At 73.1% G+C, this 19,970-nt stretch carries 16 protein-coding genes and 1 pseudogene; 5 read left to right on the top strand and 12 right to left on the bottom strand.

Translation table 11 applies throughout. The annotated features are described in order from the left end of the window. Positions 1 to 105: 105 nt before the first annotated feature. The 5 genes and pseudogenes from ABZ721_RS30535 to ABZ721_RS30515 form a co-directional block, all read right to left on the bottom strand. On the bottom strand, positions 106 to 639 hold the full coding sequence (locus ABZ721_RS30535; RefSeq protein WP_358791990.1) for an FcoT family thioesterase: 534 nt from the start codon (positions 637 to 639) through the stop codon (positions 106 to 108). A gap of 4 nt (positions 640 to 643) precedes the next feature. Then, positions 644 to 1,534: a TauD/TfdA family dioxygenase gene (locus ABZ721_RS30530; RefSeq protein ID WP_358791989.1), complete on the bottom strand. Its 891-nt coding sequence runs from the start codon at positions 1,532 to 1,534 to the stop codon at positions 644 to 646. A gap of 4 nt (positions 1,535 to 1,538) precedes the next feature. After that, positions 1,539 to 1,820 (bottom strand): phosphopantetheine-binding protein, encoded by a 282-nt coding sequence (locus tag ABZ721_RS30525; protein WP_358791992.1) that lies wholly within the window; start codon positions 1,818 to 1,820, stop codon positions 1,539 to 1,541. 42 nt (positions 1,821 to 1,862) lie between these two features. Continuing rightward, positions 1,863 to 2,834: pseudogene (locus ABZ721_RS30520) on the bottom strand (beta-ketoacyl-ACP synthase III); the annotation flags it as partial. A gap of 290 nt (positions 2,835 to 3,124) precedes the next feature. Then, positions 3,125 to 4,543, bottom strand: coding sequence for an MFS transporter (locus tag ABZ721_RS30515; protein ID WP_358791988.1), 1,419 nt, complete (start codon positions 4,541 to 4,543; stop codon positions 3,125 to 3,127). A gap of 602 nt (positions 4,544 to 5,145) precedes the next feature. Here ABZ721_RS30515 and ABZ721_RS30510 point away from each other — a divergent pair. Genes ABZ721_RS30510 through ABZ721_RS30500 form a run of 3 tightly spaced genes read left to right on the top strand, consistent with a single transcriptional unit; the run spans position 5,146 to position 8,221 of the window. After that, positions 5,146 to 5,364: a hypothetical protein gene (locus ABZ721_RS30510; protein WP_358791993.1), complete on the top strand. Its 219-nt coding sequence runs from the start codon at positions 5,146 to 5,148 to the stop codon at positions 5,362 to 5,364. Between the two features lie 41 nt (positions 5,365 to 5,405). Continuing rightward, positions 5,406 to 7,703: a heavy metal translocating P-type ATPase gene (locus tag ABZ721_RS30505; RefSeq protein WP_358791991.1), complete on the top strand. Its 2,298-nt coding sequence runs from the start codon at positions 5,406 to 5,408 to the stop codon at positions 7,701 to 7,703. Next, complete coding sequence (locus ABZ721_RS30500; protein WP_358791987.1) at positions 7,700 to 8,221, top strand: copper chaperone PCu(A)C; 522 nt, start codon at positions 7,700 to 7,702, stop codon at positions 8,219 to 8,221. Before ABZ721_RS30505 ends, ABZ721_RS30500 begins: the two co-directional genes overlap by 4 nt. 40 nt (positions 8,222 to 8,261) lie before the next feature. Here ABZ721_RS30500 and ABZ721_RS30495 read toward each other — a convergent pair whose 3' ends face one another. The 3 genes from ABZ721_RS30495 to ABZ721_RS30485 all read right to left on the bottom strand — a co-directional run bounded on the left by ABZ721_RS30495 (position 8,262) and on the right by ABZ721_RS30485 (position 10,801). Then, positions 8,262 to 9,017 carry an aspartyl/asparaginyl beta-hydroxylase domain-containing protein gene (locus tag ABZ721_RS30495; protein WP_358791986.1) on the bottom strand — a complete coding sequence of 252 codons (756 nt, stop codon included), beginning with the start codon at positions 9,015 to 9,017 and terminating at the stop codon, positions 8,262 to 8,264. Continuing rightward, positions 9,014 to 9,808: a sigma-70 family RNA polymerase sigma factor gene (locus ABZ721_RS30490; protein ID WP_358791985.1), complete on the bottom strand. Its 795-nt coding sequence runs from the start codon at positions 9,806 to 9,808 to the stop codon at positions 9,014 to 9,016. Before ABZ721_RS30490 ends, ABZ721_RS30495 begins: the two co-directional genes overlap by 4 nt. 267 nt (positions 9,809 to 10,075) lie before the next feature. Beyond that, a complete protein-coding gene (locus ABZ721_RS30485) occupies positions 10,076 to 10,801 on the bottom strand; it encodes a hypothetical protein (protein ID WP_358791984.1) in 726 nt (241 codons plus the stop codon). Positions 10,802 to 11,098: 297 nt separating this feature from the next. Here ABZ721_RS30485 and ABZ721_RS30480 point away from each other — a divergent pair, with 297 nt between their 5' ends. Further along, entirely contained in the window at positions 11,099 to 13,168 is a 2,070-nt protein-coding gene (locus tag ABZ721_RS30480; protein WP_358791983.1) for a phosphocholine-specific phospholipase C, read from the top strand. 39 nt (positions 13,169 to 13,207) lie between these two features. Here the strand turns inward: ABZ721_RS30480 and ABZ721_RS30475 are convergent, their stop codons facing one another. After that, positions 13,208 to 14,017, bottom strand: a complete 810-nt coding sequence (locus ABZ721_RS30475) for an AfsR/SARP family transcriptional regulator (protein WP_358791982.1) — start codon at positions 14,015 to 14,017, stop codon at positions 13,208 to 13,210. A 142-nt stretch (positions 14,018 to 14,159) separates the two neighbouring features. Between ABZ721_RS30475 and ABZ721_RS30470 the strand changes: the two genes are divergently transcribed. Continuing rightward, on the top strand, positions 14,160 to 14,963 hold the full coding sequence (locus ABZ721_RS30470; protein WP_358791981.1) for a peptidoglycan-binding protein: 804 nt from the start codon (positions 14,160 to 14,162) through the stop codon (positions 14,961 to 14,963). A 124-nt stretch (positions 14,964 to 15,087) separates the two neighbouring features. On the opposite strand, the gene ABZ721_RS30465 is transcribed toward ABZ721_RS30470, so the two are convergent. From ABZ721_RS30465 to ABZ721_RS30455, 3 genes are all read right to left on the bottom strand, one after another. After that, positions 15,088 to 17,160 (bottom strand): restriction endonuclease, encoded by a 2,073-nt coding sequence (locus ABZ721_RS30465; protein WP_358791980.1) that lies wholly within the window; start codon positions 17,158 to 17,160, stop codon positions 15,088 to 15,090. A gap of 116 nt (positions 17,161 to 17,276) precedes the next feature. After that, complete coding sequence (locus tag ABZ721_RS30460; protein ID WP_358791979.1) at positions 17,277 to 17,804, bottom strand: flavin reductase family protein; 528 nt, start codon at positions 17,802 to 17,804, stop codon at positions 17,277 to 17,279. Beyond that, positions 17,801 to 19,885 (bottom strand): tetratricopeptide repeat protein, encoded by a 2,085-nt coding sequence (locus ABZ721_RS30455; RefSeq protein WP_358791978.1) that lies wholly within the window; start codon positions 19,883 to 19,885, stop codon positions 17,801 to 17,803. The genes ABZ721_RS30460 and ABZ721_RS30455 overlap by 4 nt, the downstream gene beginning before the upstream one ends. Between the last annotated feature and the right edge of the window lie 85 nt (positions 19,886 to 19,970).

Raw genomic sequence — 19,970 nt, 5'->3', positions numbered from 1 at the left:
CGGCGTCCAGAGCGTGGGCGGACAGGCCGAGAGCGGTCGCCGCCCGCCACAGCACGGCCGGGTCGTCGACGGGCGGCGGCGCGCGGCGATGTCAGGGGACGACGATCAGGACGTGCCGACGGCCGCCTGGTCGAAGGCGTTGACGAAGGCGAGCTTCACCTCGCCGTCGCAGCGGCCGCCCGCCGCGTCCCAGTACCGGTACGAGGTGTCCGCGATGATCAGCGGGTCGCCGCCGCCGGGGGTGCGCCGGTCGACGGTGAGGATCTCGAATCCGCCGGAGAAGGCGCGGGCGTTGATCGGGCGCCGGAAACTGCCGCCGAACCGGGCGATGAGGATGTCGGGCAGCTGGTGCCGCCAGTAGTCCTCCAGCGTCCAGGAGCCGAACTCCGGCAGCAGCCCTTCCTTGACGGACTTGGCGACCACGTAATACATCATCTGGTTGTAACTGATGTTTACTTCGACCGCGTTGAGATGGCCCGTGTCGTCGATGTAGCACGACTCGCCGATGGAGAACGTGCACTCGGCCGAGACCCGGCCGTTCTCCGCGGTGACCACGGCGGATTCGAGGTACTTGCAGTTCGCCTTGTAGGGCCGCAGGACCAGCGGCAGCAGTTCGGTGTCGGTGGCGAAGACGGTCATCGCGCTACGCCGCCGCGGTCTCGTCGTAGAGCTTGCGCTCGTCGTGCACCGTGACGCGGAAGGAGACGGTGGGCTCCGGCGCCGCGGTGTGCAGGGCGCGGTGGATCAGGCTGCGGTTGTCCCACACCAGCAGGTCGCCCTGCTCGAACGTCTGCAGGTGGATGCCGGGGTGGGTGAACTCCTCGTCCAGCTGCCCGGTGGCCTCGAACAGCCGCCGCAGCAGGTCCTCGTCGAGCGGCCGGCCGTCCGCGTCCTCCAGGCCGACGGTGAAGCCCTCGCTGAGGTACAGCACCGTCTCGCCGGTGAACGGGTGGGTGAAGGTGGTGGGCTTCACCACCGGCGGCGTCTTGGTCTCGACCTCCTCCAGGATCTCGGAGATGGGCCGGTACACGTCGTGCGGCCGGATCTTGAAGTACTTCCGCACGGAGTGCCGCGCGTACGTTCCCTCGACCTCCCGCTTGAGGTCCTCGGGCAGCGCCTCGTACGCCCGGCCCATGTCGATGAAGTAGGTCCCGCGGCTCTTCTGCGGGATCACCTGCGGGTAGATGAGGGTCAGCCCGAACGGGTCCGGCATGAACATGTAGTCGGCGTGCCAGAACTTCCCGGTCTTCGGCACCCCGATCTGCTTACCGTCCTTGGGGACGTTCGAGGAGACGAATATCTCCTCCACCTCGGGGTGCTGGTACATGGGCTCGTAGTAGGTCTCGGGACGGCCCAGCCGCTTGCCGAGTTCGAGGAACTGTTTGGGCGACAGGTCCTGGCCCTTCAGCACCGCGATCTTGCGCGTGTAGACCGTCTGCTTGAGCGCGGCGACGTCCTCGTCGGTGGCGGTGCTGTGGTCGAAGCCCTCGACGCTCGCGCCGAGCGTCTTGCCGTCCTGCGGAATGATGTTCATGGGGTCAGCCCTTCGAGTGGGTGGTGCCGGTGGTGGTCGGGGTGCCGATCAGGCCGTCGAGCTTGGCGTCGATCAGCCGTACGGTCTCGTCGAGGGTCATGTCGCCGCGCAGCTCGTTGTCCGCGACCTCGATGCCGAGGTCGCGCTCTAGGCGCATGCTGATCTCGACCATCGTCAGCGAGTCGACGTCGAGTTCGGCGAACGTCGCCTCCGGGCGGACGAGCTCCGGGTCCGCGTCGTGCAGCTTCGCGATGACCGCGACGAGCTGCTCGTAGGTGGTGCTCATGTGTGCTGTCTCCTCCGTTGTCCTTCGGGTGTCGGAAGTGGTCAGGTCGGGCCACCGCAGCACGCAGGAGCCCCAGGTGAGGCCGCCTCCGAAGGCGGTGAGCAGGATGCGCTGCCCCGGCCGGACGACCTGCCGGGCGGCGGCGTCGGCGAGGGCGAGCGGGATCGAGGCGGCGCCGGTGTTGCCGACCGACTCGATGTTGGACACGCAGGCGGTCCTGGCGAGCCCCAGGTCGTCGGCGACCGAGTGCAGGATCCGCAGGTTCGCCTGGTGGGGCACGAGGTGGTCGATGTCCTCGACCTTCCAGTCGGCCCGCTGGAGCACCGCGCGCGCCGAGTCGGCCATGCGGGTCACCGCGTGCCGGTAGACCTCCCGGCCGCGCATCGCGAAGTGCTGGTCCTCGTGCGTGCCGTCGCCGGCGCGCTGCCGGGAGCCGCCGGCCGCGACGACGATGAGCTCCTCGTGCGCGCCGTCGCTGCCGAGGTCGAAGTGGGTCACGGCGCCGGGTTCACCGGCGTGCCCGGCGCGCAGCACCACCGCGCCGGCGCCGTCGCCGAAGATGATGGCGTTCGCCCGGTCGTCGGGGTCCACGATCGACGAGTACGTGTCCGCGCCGATCAGCAGCACCCGGCCGGCGACACCCGCCGCGATGAGCCCGGCGGCCGAGGCCAGCCCGTAGACGAACCCGGTGCACACGGCGCTGACGTCGAACGCGGCCACACCGTTGAGTCCGAGCCGGTCGGCGACGACGGGCGCGGTGGCCGGGCAGGAGCGGTCCGGGGTGGTGGTGGCGACGATCACCGCGTCCACCGAACCGGTGCCGGCCGCCTCCAGCGCCCGGCGGCCCGCCTCGACCGCGAGGTCGGAGGTGGCCTGCCCGGGCTCCACGAAGTGCCGTTGGCCGATGCCGGTCCTGGTTCTGATCCACGCGTCGGTGGTGTCCAGGCGCTGCGACAGCTCCTCGTTGGTGACGACCCGGGGCGGCAGCCATCCGGCGATGCCGCAGACGACGGCGACGGGCGCGGCCCCTGCGGGCCGGTGGGCCGGGTGGGTCGGATCGGTCGGATCGGTGACAGTGTCGGGGTGGGACGGCAGGGTCGGGGTGTTCGGGCTGAGCACGGCGGATCTCCTCGGTAAGCGTGCACTTGCGCGGCCGCGAGGGGCCGGGAGGTCGGCGGAGGCAGGACAGCGAACGGCGGACGGCGGACGGCAGGACGAGGACGTCAGGACGGCAGGCGGCTACGGGCGCGGCGGTCGGTCGGGGCGGGAACCCGGGGAGCGGGGAGCCGGGTCGGGGTGCCAGGTCAGGGCGCCGGCACTCTGCGGAAGGCCAGCAGCACCAGCGTGCCCAGACAGATGCCCGCCGCGATCACGTAGACGACCGTGCGGATGTCGTCCAGCAGGGCCAGGCGCAGCGCGGCTCCGTGCAGGGCGCCGTGCCGGCCGGTGTCGGCGACGGCCACCAGCACCGCGAGGCCGACCGCGCCCCCGATCTGCAGGGTGGTGGAGGCGAGTCCCGACGCGATGCCCTGGTCCCCGGGTGCGACCCCGGTGGCGGCCGCGATCCACATCGCGGTCCACCCGGCGCCCTGCGCCGCACTGAGCAGCACGATCCCCGGCAGTACGCGAGCGTACGACCCGTCGGCGGTCAGCCCCGGAGCGAGCAGCGCGACACCGGCGGCGCCGAGCAGCAGCGACCACAGCAGGGTCCTGGTCATCCCGATCGCGCCGACCGCCCACTCGCCCGCCTTGGTGCCGGCCGCCACCACGAGCGCCGGGACGAGGAACGCGAGCCCGGTCCGCAGCGCGCTGTAGTCGCGCACCGTCTGGAAGTACAGCGTCAGGAAGTACGGCAGCGAGCTGAAGGTGGCGCTGAACACCGCGGTCAGCGCCATGGCCGCGACCAGGCTCCGGTGGGCGAACAGCCGGGCCGGGGTGAGCGGGTCGCGGGTGCGGGTCTCGATGACCGCGAAGGCCGCGAGCAGCGCGACGGAGGCCGCCGCGCAGCCGAGGACGGGGCCGCTGGTCCAGCCGGCCTCGGGAGCGTGCACCAGGACGAAGACCAGCAGGGTGATGCCGCCCGTCGCCGCCAGCGCGCCGGCCACGTCGAACTGCCGCCGCTGCGCAGGCGCTTCGTCGGCGGGGAAGAGCATCCACCCCGCGACGGCGATCAGCCCGGCCAGCGGCACGTTGACGAAGAAGACCGACGGCCAGCCGAACGCGTCGACGAGCACACCGCCCAGCAGCGAGCCGAAGCACAGGCCGCCCGCGCCCGCGGCGCCCCAGACGGCGAGCGCCCGGTTGCGGGCCGACCCCTCCGCGAACAGCGTATTGATCAAAGAGAGAGTGGCGGGAAACAGCAGTGCCCCGCCGATGCCCTGGATGGCCCGGACGGCCACCAGGACGGCGGCGGATCCGGCCAGCCCGCCGACGAGCGAGGAGCCGGCGTACAGCAGGGCCGCGACAGTGAAGATCCGGCGGCGGCCGAGCAGGTCGGTGGCCCGGCCGCCCAGCAGCAGGAACCCCGCGGTGGCGACGACGTACGCGCTCACCACCCACTGCAGGTCCTGGGCCGAGAAGCCGAGGCCGCTGCCGATGGACGGGAGGGCGACGTAGACGACGTTGAAGTCGAGGGCGATGACCAACTGGGCGGTGGCCAGCACGAACAAGGACAGTCCGAGACGTTGGCGCGTTGGAGCGGGTGGTGCCTTCAGTGCAGACATGCTCGGACGTTCCCCCTTGGAATGCGCCCCTGGTCGTATGTCCGTCATACGCCGGGAGCGCGACCCGTTTCTGGATCCTTACCGAGGCTCCGGAGCGCGGCAAACGCCAAGCATTCGATTTGGACTGGCTCAGGGGCGTATTGCGAATGCGGCCTCCGTGTGATTCGGCCGAGCCGACACGCGGGAACAACGCGGATGTGACGCGGGAAACCGGCCACATCAATGGGTACCCGCGGGGACCTTGTCAACCCGCACGGTGATCAAACCTGCTATTTTTGGTCATTGCGGAAGCGCTGTGGAGCGCAGGAGATGGCGAATTCCGGCCGCAACTTCCGTGATGGCGTTTCGTTCGCGCCACACAGGCTCTCAACAGGTGTTTTCTAGTAGTCGGATGACGGGGCCGTTCAGTTCCCGGCGTCTCCGATATTTTTCGTCACACTCTACTGAGTTGCGGATCGCCGTACCAGCCCCGTACAGCATGCAAACATTAGGGAGTGGCATCGACTCCCGTGACAGAAACCCCCACTCCTTCGCGTTCCGCCCGCTCGTGGCGTATATCAAGAGCCGCGCCACCACCGGCTCTGCTGGGATTCCTGTTCCTGTTGGCCGTCCTCATGGCGGCCTCGTTCGCGGTGGGCCGGGCGGCCGGTCCCGTCGCGCCCGGAATCCACCGGACGGGCACCGACGCACCGGGGGTACCGGGTGATCCGGGCGACCCGTCACCGGGAGCGCCGCAGGAGCCGGAGTCCGACGGCGGCGGGATGCCGGGCATGGGCGGCATGGGGTCGCAGGGGCCGGAGCTCACGGCGGCCGGACGGTGACGGCCGCCGGTTCCGTCACCACGGACCTGGTCGTCGGCGGTATGACGTGCGCGGCCTGCGTCGGCCGGGTGGAGAAGAAGCTCGCCCGGCTCCCGGACGTGACGGCCAGCGTGAACCTGGCCACCGGCCGGGCCCGCGTCACCCACCCGCCGGAGATGCCCGCCGAACGGCTGATCTCGGCCGTCGAACAGGCCGGGTACACCGCCGAACTCCCCCGCCCGCCCGCACCGGTGGACACCGCCCCGGCGGGCGGGGACGGCCCGGCCCGCGATGCCGACCGGGACCGGCTGCTGGGGACCGCCGCGCTCGCGCTGCCCGTGATGGCGCTGTCCATGGTCCCCGCCTGGCAGTTCGACCACTGGCAGTGGCTGTGCTTCACGCTGGCCGCGCCCGTCGCCACCTGGGGGGCGTGGCCCTTCCACCGGCAGGCCCTGCGGGGGCTGCGGCACGCGGCGGCCACCATGGACACGCTGGTGTCCGTCGGAGTGGCCGCCTCCTTCCTCTGGTCGGTGTACGCGCTGTTCCTCGGCGGAGCCGGCGAGCAGAACATGCGGATGCCGTTCACCTGGCTGCCCACGGCCGGTGACGGGATCGCGCACGTGTACCTGGAGGCGGCGGTCGGCGTCCCGCTGTTCGTGCTGACCGGCCGCTACCTGGAGGCCCGCGCGCGGCGCGGCACCGGCTCCGCGCTGCGCGCGCTGGCCGAACTCGGCGCCAAGGACGTCGAGCTGCGCGGGCGCGACGGGGCCGGCGGCCCGCGGATACCCATTGCCGAACTGCGGGTGGGCCAGGAGTTCCTGGTCCGCCCCGGGGAGAAGGTCGCCACCGACGGCGTCGTGGTGGACGGCAGTTCCGCGCTCGACCTCTCCCTCGTCACGGGCGAGAGCACGCCGGTGGAGGTCGGCCCCGGCGCCGCGGTGGTGGGCGCGGCCGTCAACTCCGGCGGTCTGCTGGTGGTGCGGGCGACCGCCGTCGGCGCCGACACCCAACTCGAGCAGATCACCCGCCTGGTGACCGACGCCCAGGCGGGCAAGGCCCGGGTCCAGCGGCTCGCCGACTCCATCGCCGGCGTGTTCGTCCCCGCCGTCGTCACCGTCGCCGGCACCGTGCTCGGCTTCTGGCTGGGAGCGGGGGCCGGCGCCGAGGCCGCCGTGACCGCGGCCGTCTCCGTCCTGGTCGTCGCCTGCCCCTGCGCACTCGGCCTCGCCACCCCCACCGCCTTCCTCGCCGCGACCGGCCGCGGCGCCCAACTGGGCATCCTCATCCGCGAGCCGGAGGCGCTGGAGCGGCTGCGCCGGGTGGACACCGTCGTGTTCGACAAGACCGGCACCCTCACCACCGGGCGGATGGCGCTCGTGGCCACCACCACCGTCCCCGAGGGGCCGACCGCCGCCGAGGTGCTGCGGCTGGCCGGGGCGGTCGAGCACGGCTCGGAGCACCCCATCGGACGGGCGGTGGCCGCCGCCGCGCGCCGCCGCGCCGGGGAGGGCGCCGCCCTGCCCGCCGCCGCGGACTTCCGCGCGCTGCCCGGGGTGGGCGTGACCGGCCGGGTCGAGGGCCACGAGATCAAGGTGGCCGGCCCCGGCGGGCGGGCCGACCTGCCCGAGGTCCTGCGCCAGGCGCTGGACCGGGCGGAGCACGCCGCGCACACCGCCGTCGTCGTGGAACGGGACGGCCGGGCGGTCGCGGTGCTGGCCGTCGGCGACACCGTGCGCCCGTCCAGCTTCCGCGCGGTGCGCCATCTGCGGGAGCTGGGCATCGAGTCCGTGCTGCTGACCGGCGACGGGCCCGCCGCGGCCGCGGCGGTCGCCGAGCAGGTGGGCATCACCCGGGTGCACGCCGGCGTCGTCCCGCAGGGCAAGGCGGAGATCATCACCGCGCTGCGCTCCGAGGGGCGGCAGGTGGCCATGGTCGGCGACGGCGTCAACGACGCGGCGGCGCTCGCCGTGGCCGACCTCGGGATCGCCATGGGCGCCGGCACCGACGCGGCGATCGGCGCGGCGGACCTCACACTCGTCCGCGAGGACATGGAGGCGGTCGTGCAGGCCGTCCGGCTCACCCGCCGCACCCTGCGCACGATCCGCGCCAACCTCGGCTGGGCGTTCGCGTACAACGCCCTGACGCTGCCGCTCGCGGCGACCGGCTGGCTCGACCCGATGTTCGCGGCGCTGGCGATGTCGGCCAGCTCGGTGCTCGTCGTCGGCAACAGCCTGCGGTTGTGCGCTCCTTCGCACGACACCGGCCCCGGTACCGGGGCCGGTCCACGGCGGCCCGGCCGCCGGTCGGGGCGCACGCCCGGCCGTCCGGGCGGCGAACGGTCCCTGGCGGGTGCGCGATGAGCCGACGAACCGACGACGACGCCCCCGGCGCCGGGGGCGTCATCCTCGAGGTGCCGGGCGCGCTGCGCGCCGCCCTGGTCCCGGTGGCCACCTGCGTGGCGGTGCTGGCGCTGCTCACCGCCTACACGACGACGGGCGCCGCCGGCGATCCCCCGGCCCGGATCACCGTCACCGACGCCCGCGTCTTCCGGCCCGCCAACCCCGAGGCGACCGCGGCGTTCTTCACCCTCCGCAACACCGGCGGCACGGCCGACGTCCTGCTGTCGGTGGACTCACCGGTCCTGGGGCCGGCGATGCTCACCCGCACGGTGGTCCGCGACGGGGCCGGCCGGATGGCGCCGGCCGGCCCGGTGGCGGTGCCCGCGCACGGCACGGTGACCATGGATCCGGCCGGGCTCGACGTCATGATCCAGCGCCCGCCGCGGCTGCCGCTGGGCGAGCGGGTGCCGTTCGTCCTGCGATTCCGGGACAGCGGCGTCGTGCGCGTCGAGGCCGTGGTCGTCCGTCCGGGAGCCTGAGCCCGGACGGACGAGTCCCGTCACCTCTCCCCGCCCGCCATCAGCCCTCCTCCCCCATCAGGTTGCGGATCTCGGTGATGAGGGCGACGAGCGCCGCGCGCTCCGGGACGGTGGTGTCCGGGTGCCAGAGGTCGATCAGCAGGGCGGTGCGCGGCCGGGTGCCGCGGTTCCACGCCTCGTGCTCGAAGGAGTAGTCGAACAGCAGGCACTTCCCCTCCTCCCAGCTCCTGGTCTCCCCGGCGACCGTGATGCCGCACCCCTCCGGGATGTCGACGGCGAGGTGCAGGTTGATGCTGAAGTTCCACAGGTCGTGGTGCGGGGCGATCGACGCGCCCGGCAGCAGGGTCGAGAAGTGGCTCTCCAGGAGCGGGCAGATCTTCCCGGTCGCGACGGCGTGCTGCTCGAGCACCCCGAACGCCGTCGGCACCACATCCGCCGACTCCCGCACCAGGGTGCCGCGGCGGTACAGGTACAGCGCCTGCCAGTCCTCCTGGCGCGTCAGATAGTGCTCGTAGTCGGAGAACGCGGCGCGGCGCGCGGACCAGGCCAGCGCCAGCTCGTCCTTGACGGCCGGGTGCGCGGCTTCGAGGGCGCGCACCACGGGTGCGATCTCCGGGTGCTCGTAGGGGTCGTGCCAGGGGCGCTGCGAGATGCCGGGCATGATCCATTTCGCGCCCTTCTGCAGCGGGTGGCGGTGCTGCCGCCCCGCCTCCAGCATCTGCTCGACGCGCACGATGGATCCGGCGCCGTACTGCTCGCGCAGCGCGGCGAAGGCCTTCTCGATCTCAGGGGTCATGCGGGACTCCAAAGGGGCTGGGTGAGACGGTTCGGACGGATGCGGTACGGGCCGCTCCGCCGCTCGTCGCGGCGGCGCGCGGGCGGTACGGAACGCTCCGGGCGCTCCCGCGGCTCCGGGTGGTCGCGCGGCTGGTGCCGGTCCTCCGGCTCCGGGTCCTCCCGGAGTCCGGGGCGCGCGGGGACGGTTCCCGCACGCGGCGCCGTCTCCGCGGCCTGGAGCAGGACGACCAGGTCGTCACGGGCGCGGGCGACCCGGGACCGTACGGTGCCGATCGGGCAGCCCGTCGCGGCGGCCGCCTCGGCGTAGGACAGCCCGAGCAACTGGGTCAGGACGAACGCCTCGCGGCGGGGCGCCTGCAGGGTGTCGAGCAGTTCGAGCATCGCCACGCCCTCCTCGAACCCCGGTACCCCGACGGGCTGCGTCCCCTCGGCGGCGCTGCGCCAGTCGACGGTGTCGGAGATCCGAGGCCGGGCGGCGGCGTGCCGGTAGCGGTCGATGACGGCGCGGCGGGCGATCGACAGCAGCCAGGTCCGCGCGCCGGAGCGGCCGGCGAACCGCGGCAGGCCGCCGAGCGCCCGCAGGAACGTGTCCTGCGTCAGGTCGTCGGCGCCGTTCACGTCGCCGCTGAGGTGGGCGGTGAACCGCCAGACGTCGCCGTACGTGGCCTGGACGAAGCGTTCGACGGCCGCCGGGTCTCCGCCGCGCGCGGCGAGCGCCCACTCGGTGACCTGTTCGTCGTCCTTGCGAGCGGACGCCCTCGGGGCGCCCCTCACCAGGGCATGAGTCATCACAAAAGGTCCTTCTCGTGCTGCACGGCCGCACCACGGCGTGGAGCGGCCGTCGGCGAACGGCCTCTCAGGACCGGCGGCGGTCGCCTGGACGGCCTGGGTCCGTGTCCCGCGCCCGCGGTCGGCGGGTGGCGGGAGAGAGCCGCATGGTCGGGAACCGGCCTGCGCGGCGCCGCGCGCCGTGGGCGCGGCGGCGTACGGGCAGGCGGGTACGCCGCTCGTCACCCGGGCGCGGCCGGTCGGCCGGGCGCGGGGGGCGAGCGGGTCTCAGCAGTGCCGGGCGGCGACCGGTGGGCCCCTGCGGGAGAGGACGTGGTGGAGCAGCACGCCGCGCAGCGCGTGCGCGGGAGTGTCGTCGGCGGTGCGCCGCGGGCGCGGCCGGACGTCGTCGCGGGCGGTGCGCAGGGAGCGGCACAGCACGCCCCAGACGCGTCGCAGGGGGGCGGCCATCAGGGCCGACAGAGTCCGTCCGAGCCGGAAGGCGGCCGCCTCGCCGCGCCACAGCCACAGTCCGCAGACCACGGCGGCCAGCAGGTGGGCGAGGAACATGCCGAGGGATGCGTGGCCGCCGGACGACATGCCCATGACGTCGGTGGCCTGCCGGCCGGCCGAGCCGGGCATGGCCCCGCCCATGGGCATGCTCAGGTGCAGGTCGGAGTGCGGGGTTCCGGCCAGTGCGGCGGCGCCGCTGTGCATGCCCGTCATGTCATGCGTCATCGGGCCGGACGTTCCCGGGCCGGGCGGCCGCGCCAGCTCGAACAGGGCGTGCAGGCCGAGTTGGGCCAGGACCGTGGAGCCGGTGACGACCAGGACCCCGCGCTCCCGTCCCGCCAGCCACCAGGCGGCCGAGGCGGTACCGGAGAAGGCCGCGCAGAGCGACCACCACGGAACGGGGTCACCGGATGCCCAGGAGTGGCCGAGCGCTGCCATCAGCACGCAGACGGCCGCGAACATCGCGGCTCGTGCGGTGCGGGACGCCGGCCCGGTGGTCATGCCGCCATCGTGCCACCCCGGCCCGTCCGGCGGGAGCGATATACGCCCGACCTGAGCGTTTGTGACGCACACGATGTGCCGCCGCGGGGGCAGGCCGCACGGCGGGCACCCGCGCCTGGCCGGACGTCCTCTTGGCTTCGCCGCGCGCGGGTGCGAGCATGTCGACGCCCGCGAGTGACCGTGGTTGGCGGAGTGTTCACCGTGTCTCCATCCCTCGGTCGCAGGGGATTCTCCGCCGCCTGAGGAGACTGTCAGCGCACCCGCACTGCCGCGAACGACCCTGGAGGCCGGCTTCTCATGACCGCCATCGACCGCCGACGTTTCATGCAGCTGGCCGGTGGCACCGCCGCCGCCTCACTGCTGTCGGAGAGCATCGCCCGAGCGGCGGAGATCCCGGCGAACCGCCGCACCGGCTCCCTGCGCGACGTCGAGCACGTCGTCGTCCTGATGCAGGAGAACCGCTCCTTCGACCACTACTTCGGCACCCTGCGCGGCGCCCGCGGCTTCGGCGACCCCCGCCCGGTGACGCTGCCCAGCGGCAAGAGCGTGTGGCACCAGTCCGACGGCACGAAGGACGTCCTGCCCTTCCACCCGGAGGCGGACAAGCTGGGCCTGCAGTTCCTCGAGGACCTCAACCACGACTGGAACGGCGGCCACGCCGCTTTCAACCAGGGCAGGTACGACCGCTGGGTGCCGGCCAAGACCGCGACGACGATGGCCTACCTGACGCGCGAGGACATCCCCTTCCACTACGCGCTGGCCGACACCTTCACCATCTGCGACGCTTACCACTGCTCGCTGATCGGCCCCACGGACCCCAACCGCTACTACATGTGGTCCGGGTTCACCGGCAACGACGGCACCGGCGGCGGACCCGTCATCACCAACGCCGAGGCCGGCTACTCCTGGACCACCTACCCCGAGCGCCTGGAGAAGGCCGGGGTCTCCTGGAAGATCTACCAGGACGTGGGCGACGGGCTGGACGCGGCCGGCGGCTGGGGCTGGATCCAGGACCCCTACCGGGGCAACTACGGGGACAACTCGCTGCTGTACTTCAACCAGTACCGCAACGCCAAGCCGGGCGACCCGCTGTACGACAAGGCCCGCACCGGCACCGACGCCAAGGCGGGCGAGGGCTTCTTCGACATCCTCAAGGCCGACGTGGCGGCCGACCGGCTGCCCGCGGTCTCCTGGATCGCGGCGCCCGAGGCGTTCAGCGAGCACCCGAACTGGCCGGTCAACTACGGCGCCTGGTACATCTCCCAGGTGCTGGACGCCCTGACCTCCAACCCCGAGGTGTGGAGCAAGACCGCGCTGTTCATCACCTACGACGAGAACGACGGCTTCTTCGACCACGCCGTGCCGCCGTACCCGCCGTCCTCCCGGGCGCAGGGGCGGTCCACGGCCGACGTCACGGACGAGCTCTTCACGCCCACCGGCACGGACCACAGCGTCCCCGGGGCGTACGGCCTGGGGCAGCGGGTCCCGATGCTCGTCGTGTCCCCGTGGAGCAAGGGCGGCTGGGTCAACTCCCAGGTCTTCGACCACACGTCGATCATCCGGTTCATGGAGCGGCGCTTCGGCGTCCACGAGCCCAACATCTCGCCCTGGCGCCGGGCGGTCTGCGGCGACCTCACCACCGCGTTCCAGTTCTCCGGGGCCGACACCCGCGTCCCGGCGCTGCCCGACACCGCCGGCTACCTGCCGCCGGACCGCGACCGGCACCCCGACTACGTGCCGGTGCCGCCGGCCAACCCCGTGCTGCCGAAGCAGGAACCCGGGCTGCGGCCGGCCCGCGCACTGCCGTACGACCTGGCGGCGGACGCGGCGGTCGACCCCCAGGAGCACCGGCTGCGCATCGACTTCGCCAACCACGGCAAGGCCGGGGCGCACCTGTACGTCACCTCCGCGACGTCCCCGGACGGCCCGTGGACGTACACCGTCGAGGCGGGACGGCGGCTGTCGGACCACCTGGCCGTTCCCGCGGCCGGGCGCAGCGCCTACGACGTCACCGTGCACGGCCCCAACGGCTTCCTGCGGCAGTTCGCGGGCCACGCCGGCAGCCGGGGCCCGGAGGTCACCGCGACCCATGACGGGCACGGCGGGCACGTGCGGCTGGTGCTCAGCAACCCGGGCGCGACGACCGTCACGCTGACGGTCAAGGACGGCTACGGGCACGAGCGCCCGGCCACCTACCGGTTGCGGCCCGGCGCCCGCGCCGTCCACACCGCGCACCCGCGCCGCAGCCACGACTGGTACGACCTGACGGTCCGCTCCGCGCAGGACGGCGGCTACCTGCGCCGCCTGGCGGGCCACGTCGAGACCGGGCGGCCCGGAACGAGCGACCCGGCGATCATCACCCGCTGAGCCCGCCCCCGGCCGGTCCCGGCCGTCGTCCCGCGGCGGTCAGGGCCGGCCCGACCGGGCGAGCGCCGGGTCCTGGCGCAGGATCGACTGCTGGAGCCGGGCCAGTTCACGGCCCGGCTCCACCCCCAGTTCGTCGATGAGCATGTCCCTGGTCGTCCTGAACAGGGCGAGCGCCTCGGCCTGCCGGCCGGAGCGGTAGAGCGCCAGCATCAGGCCGGCGCGCGGCCCCTCCCGGAGCGGGCACTCGCGGATGACGCCCCGCAGCAGGGCGACGGACTCCTCGTTGCGCCCCAGCGCCAGCGCGGCCGTCGCGAGGTACTCCGTCGCGGACATCCGCAGCTCCTCCAGGCGGGCGATCTCCACGGCGAGCGGCTCGTGATCGGCGAGACCGGCCATCGCCGGGCCGCGCCACAGCCGCAGCGCCCGGGACAGGCAGCGGTACGCCTCCATCGCGCGCCCCGCCTCCAGCAGCGAGCGGCCGTCCGACACGAGCCGCGCGAACCGCACCCCGTCGACCCGTTCGTCCGGGGCGTGCAGCGAGTACCCGCCGGGGACGCTGCGCACCAGGCGCACCGATCCGTCGGACGGGACCGTCCCCAGCAGCTTCCTGAAGCGCGAGACGTAGCTCTGCAGACTGTTGACGGCGCTGGGCGGCGCTTGGTCCCCCCATACGCATGCGATGAGCCGGGGCACCGGAACGAAGGTGTTGCGGTGTATCAGCAGGGCCGCCACGACGGTCTGTTGTCGGGGCCCTCCCGGGCTGATCGAACGATTTTCGTCGGCGATGGTGACCGGTCCGAGTAAGCGGAACTCCATCGTCTCCCCCCAGACCGATGGTGCGTCTTTCACGGTCATTGTTTAACACGCGGATCTCATGGATGAGAAGTACGCCTGAGGCGCCCCCTGCACGCGGGTTGCACGAATTCTGCAAGGCCGCGCGAGGACCCTGTCCCTACCGGCTCCACAGTGGAGCCGGTAGGGGGTGATTCGCATGTCAGCAGACCCGTTACTGGTGCAAACGCTGCAGGGGGATCCCGACGCGGTCATGCGGACGGCAGCCGGCCAGGTCGGCGTCCACGAGGGCCGTGATCACGGGGACTGGAACAACATCCAGCGCTACAGCGACGAGGTTCCCGGCCTGGAGTGGTCGCAGGGCCAGCCGTGGTGCGCCACGTTCGTCTCCTGGGTGGCGCTGCGGGCCGGCGCCGCCGCCCTGTTCCCGCGCACCGCGTCGTGCGCCACGGGCGTGGCCTGGTTCAAGGAGCGCGGCAGGTTCTCGGAGTATCCGGCGGTGGGTGCCCAGGTCTTCTACGGTGCGGGCGGCTCGGAGCACACCGGCGTGGTGGAGCGGTTCGACGCCACGCGGATCTACACCATCGAGGGAAACACCAACGTGAACGGCTCCGCCGAGGGCGACGGGGTCTACCGGCGGGTGCGGGAGCGCACCTCGCCGCGGGTGTACGGGTACGGGTACCCGAAGTACGCGGGCGGCTTGGAGTCCGCCGACCCGGCCTGGCCCCGGCCGGCCCCCGGCCCGGGCCCGGGCGCCCTGGAGCCGTTCCCGGGCGGGCCGTGGTTCCGCACCGAACCGCGCAGCCCGATCATCACAGCGATGGGCCGCCGCCTGGTCGCCGAAGGGGTGGCGCTGTACACCCAGGGGCCCGGCCCGCAGTGGACCGACACCGACCGGCGCTCGTACGCGAAGTTCCAATGGAAGATCGGCTATCGGGGAGCGGACGCGGACGGCTGGCCGGGACCCGTTTCCTGGGTGAAGCTGCGCGTGCCCAACACCTGATCCCCTCCTCCGCATTCCGCGTCATTCGAATTTCCGTCCCACGCTCACGCGTTCGCATTATGGGTGCCCCGCGAGAAATCAGCTCCGCCGAAATGATCCGCTGCGGTCCGCGGAATCGAGCGGTCTATCCGACGTCGATTCCGTATTCGCGCACCAGCGCCTCCAGACCGCCCTCATAGCCCTTGCCGCCGATGACGAACTCCCAGTCGCCGCTGCCGCGGCGCCGGAAGGAGCCGAGGATCAGCGCGGTCTCGCCGGGCCGGCCGTCGGAGACCTCCAGCCGGTCGAGTTCCACTCCCGATCCGTCCGACAGGCGGATGAACGAGTCGGTGAAGCCGGCGAGGTCCGCGTCCGGGTTGACCTCGGGGTCGATCGACACCGCCAGCACGAGCCGGTCCGCGCGGGCCGGAAGGGCGTCGAACGCGACACGGACGGCGGCCTTGTCCCGGGCGGGGCGGGCCACGGCCTGCACCGTCCCGTCCGGGGTCCGCGCGTTGTTGAAGAAGACGAAGTGGTCGTCGCTGAGCGCGCGGTTGCCCTGGCAGACGAGCGCGCACACGTCCAGTGCCACGCCGCCCGCCCAGTTCATCCCCAGCAGGTTGTACTCGGGTTCCGGGACGGTCGCCGCGGCCGGCGTGACGAGCGTCGGTGTCCGCTGGGCGGGCACCGGCGCCGGGCCGCCGCCGAGCCGGCCGCGCAGCCCGTGCCGGCCCAGCAGGTCGACGAGCTCGGCGCCGGAGATCAGCGTCAGCGGCTTGCCGTTGGCGAAGGTGTAGGAGCCGGGGCCGAAGCCGGACGTGGTCACGAGCACGCCCTTGTTGGCACCCGCGCCCTGCACCGTTCCGAACAGGTCGCGCACGGCGGTGGGCGGCACCGTGTGGCGGTAGCGCTTCACCTGCACGATGATCGTGCCGCCGCTGATGGGGTCCGGATCCAGCGCCTCCACGTCGACGCCGCCGTCGTTGGAGCGCTGCGTCATGACCGCCTGCATCCCCCGGGCCCGGAACAGCTCCGCCACCAGCGCCTCGAACGCGACGGGGTCCATCTCGAACAGGTCGGGGTCCTCACCCCCGCCGTGCGAGACCGTCCCCCGGCCCAGATCCCCCGGCACCGTGCCGGGCCGCACCACCGTGCGCTGGTCGGGGCGTGCCGACAGCTTGCCGCCGAGGCCGTCGACGAGGCAGTCCACGGCGCTGACCTGCACCAGGTTCAGCCGGTCGAAGACCTGGCGGTCCGCGGCGACGGTGGCGAGGAAGAGCTGGGCGCGCAGCCCGGTCGACGGGTCGTGGTCGTCCACGAAGCCGTTCAGGGTGACGGAGTCCAGGGTGCCGAACTCGTCCGCCGCGAACAGTTCGCGCAGCGCCAGCAGGACGGACTGCGCCAGCACGTCCCGGTAGAGCGACCTGCGCTGCCCGACCGGCCTGGCCGTCTCCTTGTCCTGGTCGACGGAGGGCAGGTAGCGCACGTACCGGGCCGCGGGCACGACGTCGTACCCGGGCAGCTCCCAGTTCAGGACGAGCCGGCGGGCGGCCGGGTCGTACGCGCACGCCAGCTGGCGCGGGAACCCCTCCGGCCAGGCCGTGGAGGCGTACAGCGCCGCCGAGAAGTACTCGACCACCGTCTCGGGATCCCCGCGGCGCAGTCCGGCCACGTGCTCGGCGATCCCGGCGTTGTGCCGCCGGATCTCCGTCAGCTGCGCTCTGCGCCACTCGTCGTACTGCCGCCCGTACGCGGTCAGTTGCTGCTGGCGCCGCTCCTCGGCGGTCCTGGCGGCCGACAGGTCGCGCTCGTACCGGGCTCGCGCCTCCTCCTGCGCCCGCCGGCCGGACCCGAACCCCCAGCCGGGCTCGGGGTGGTAGGCCCCCGGGTTCGGCATCGGGACCGGGACGGCGAGCCGGCCCGGGTTGAACGGCTCCAGCTGCTCGGAGCGCAGCAGGGCGGTCGTGCGGAAGGCGGGTGCCCGGCAGCCCGTCGCGAGCAGCCGGCCCAGCGCCTCGACCCGGGCCTCCAGCTCCCCGGTGAGCCGGATGGCCTCGGCGTCACGGCGCTGCCGGTACGCCACCTGCTGTTCGCGGTGGCTGCGGGCGAGCTCCCGCTCGGCGGCGCGCTGTTGCCGCTGGTGCGCCTCCAACTGCCGTTGCCGCTGCCGCTCTGCCTCGGCCCATGCCCCCATCGACCGGTTGGAGCTGCTACTCATCCGGGCACGCACCCCTCCTCCCGGGTCGCCTCACGGACCCGGAACTGTGCACTGGCATCCCACCAGCAGTACGACGTCTCGCGGTGCACCGACTCTAGTCGGCGTCCGGCCGGTGGCTACCGGTTCGCGTCGTTTTCAGGGGCCGGACCGCGGTGGAAGCGGCCGTCGAGGAAGAGCAGCGGCGCACCGGGCTCCGCGTGGTGGTCGAGGACCTCACCGATCAGGATGAGGTGGTCCCCGGCGGGGACGATGCGGTCGCGGCGGCAGATCAGGGTGCCGATCGTGCCGTCCAGGAGGGGTACTCCGTGCGGTCCCGGCCGGGTGGTGATCCGGTCGAAGCGGTCGCCGGGGCCGGCGAAGCGGGTCGCCAGTTCGCCCTGGTCGGCGCCGAGCAGGTGGACCGCGAAGTGCGGGGCGGCGGTGAAGGCGGCCCGGTGGGTGGAGGCGCGGTTGAGGCACCACAGGACCAGCGGCGGGTCGAGGGACAGGGAGGTGAAGGAGTTCACCGTCAGTCCGGCCGGGCGCCCCCGGCGGACGGCGGTGACGACCGCCACGCCGGTGGCGAAGCGGCCCAGCACCGACCGCAGCGGCCGCTGCTGTTCGCGCACCGCCCGGTCCGTCGTCACCGCACCGTCGGCGCTCATCGTGCGGCTGCCGCCTTGCGCCGGCAGGTGTCCAGCGCCTCGGTGATGTCGGGGTCCTCGGGCGCCAGATCCGCGGCGATCTCCAGGTCGGCGAGGGCCTCGTCCCAGTGGCCGGTGTCCTGGTGGACGAAGGCCCGGTTGTAGCGCAGCGCGGGATCGTCCGGCTGCAGCTCCACGGCGTGGCCGAGGTCGACGGCGGCGGTGTCCAGCTCGCCCATGTCGTACGCGAGGGAGGCGCGCCCGGACAGTGCCGTGATCATGTCCGGGTCGACGGCGAGCGCGCGGTCGAAGGCGGCCCGGGCGGCCGCGAACTCCTCGCGCTCGGCGTGCACCTGGCCCAGGACGGCGTGCAGGTAGGGGTTGTCGGGCTCGTAGCCGAGTCCGGTGACGGCGTCCTGCTCGGCGGCGTCCAGCTCGCCGGCCTCCAGCAGCACGCCGGCCCGGTTGACGTACGCGTCGACGAATTCCGGGACGAGTTCGATCACGTAGCCGAAGTCGGCGAGCGCGCCTTCGGTGTCGCCCTCGTTGAGCCGCAGGTCCCCCCGGTTGTAGTAGATCTCCGGGAACGGCGGGGAGAGCCGCATGGCCCGCGCGTAGTCCTCCAGGGCCTCCTCGGGGCGGCCCAGGCGGCGCAGGATGTTGCCGCGCTCCAGGTAGTGCTCGGCGTGGTTGGGGTCCTCCTGGATGACGATCGCGTAGTCCGCGAGCGCCTCCTCGATCCGGCCGAGGCTGAGGTAGACCCGGGCCCGGTTGTTCTTCAGCACCGAGCGGTGCAGGACGTGCTCGTCCGGGCCGAGCAGTTCGTCGAGACTGCTGATCGCCTCGTCGACCAGGCGCAGCGCCTCGGCCGGCTCGCCGAGGTTGACCTCGACCAGCGCCAGGCCGTTCTTGTAGAACGCGCTCTGGAAGGCCCGGTCGCTGCGGTTCTCGATCAGTGAGGCGGTGGCGATGGCGGAGTTCAGCCAGGCCTTGGCCTTGAACTCGTCGCGGTCCTCCGGGTCGTTGTGCCGGGTGTACAGCATGGCCGTGTTGTAGGCGGCGGCCATGTGGACGGCGGGCTTGACGGAGTTCAGCCGGGCCTGGTCGTCCAGCTTCTCGGCCTCGTAGGTGCGGCCGAGGATGGACAGGCAGAGCGTCACGCCCTTGGTGAAGGCCCACCAGCGGTCGTGTTCGGTCCTGGGGTCGACGAGCGCCAGTCCGCGCCGGCCGTAGTCGACGCACGCCTCGTAGAACCCGTTGCACAGGCAGTGGTCCATCGCGTGGAAGACCGCGTGCACGCCCGCCTCGCCCGGGTCGGAGCCGTGCTCCAGGTGGTGGGCGATGGCGCCCAGGCGCAGCGACTCGTCGTCCTGTTCGGCCAGTTCGGCGGCGCGCCGGTCGTGCAGCTCGGCCCGCGCGGCCGGGTCGAGCGCCTCGTAGGCCGCGCGCGGCGCCGGCTCGTCGGTGGTGCAGTCCGAGGCGACGTAGGTCCACGCGTCGTCGGGTCCGGCGGGCGCCGGAGCGCCCTCGCCGACCTCGGTGAGCCGGGCTCGGGCCGCGAGGACGGCGAGCAGCGCCTCGTCGGCGGGGCCCGCGGCGCCGCCGCACACGACGACGGTCAGCTGCGCGGGGTCGATCCGGCGCACCAGGGCGGTGAGGAACTCCTGGTCGGTGGCCTCCGCCTGGTCGGCGTTCTCCACGACGAGGACGCGCGGGCCGTCGGCGGTCAGGCCGTCGCGCACGAACTCCACCAGGCCGTTGGAGATGCGCGTGGTGCGCAGCCGGGCGTAGTAGCGGGTGCGCTCGGCCGGCAGCGCCATCGAGGTCAGCGTCTCGCGGGAGTTGGGGACGAGCTCGCGCAGGTCCGGTGCGGCGGAGAGCAGCTCGATGTCGTAGCGCTCGACCAGCTTGCTGTCGCGCCGCAGGACGTCGGGGACCATGGCGCGGACGAGGGTGCCGGCCGCGGTGTACGGCCCGCGCAGTCCGCGGTGCGCGTCCACCGCCATGACCGGTCCTGCCAGGCCGAGCCGCCCGACGGCGGCCTCGCGGTCCCTGCGCAGGCCGCCGCGAACCCAGTGGTGAGTGGGGACAACCTCGTTCATGCGGACTGCTCCTCTGCGTTGCGTCGTACGGCGTGCGGGCTGCGCGCCCGTCGGGCTGCTGTTCTGCCGGGCTGCGGCTCGGTCG

It is taken from the genome of Streptomyces sp. NPDC006733, assembly GCF_040636125.1.
Taxonomy (GTDB): Bacteria; Actinomycetota; Actinomycetes; order Streptomycetales; family Streptomycetaceae; genus Actinacidiphila.
Note: the sequence above shows the minus strand (reverse complement) of the source record. Positions and strands in the feature narration are given on the sequence as shown.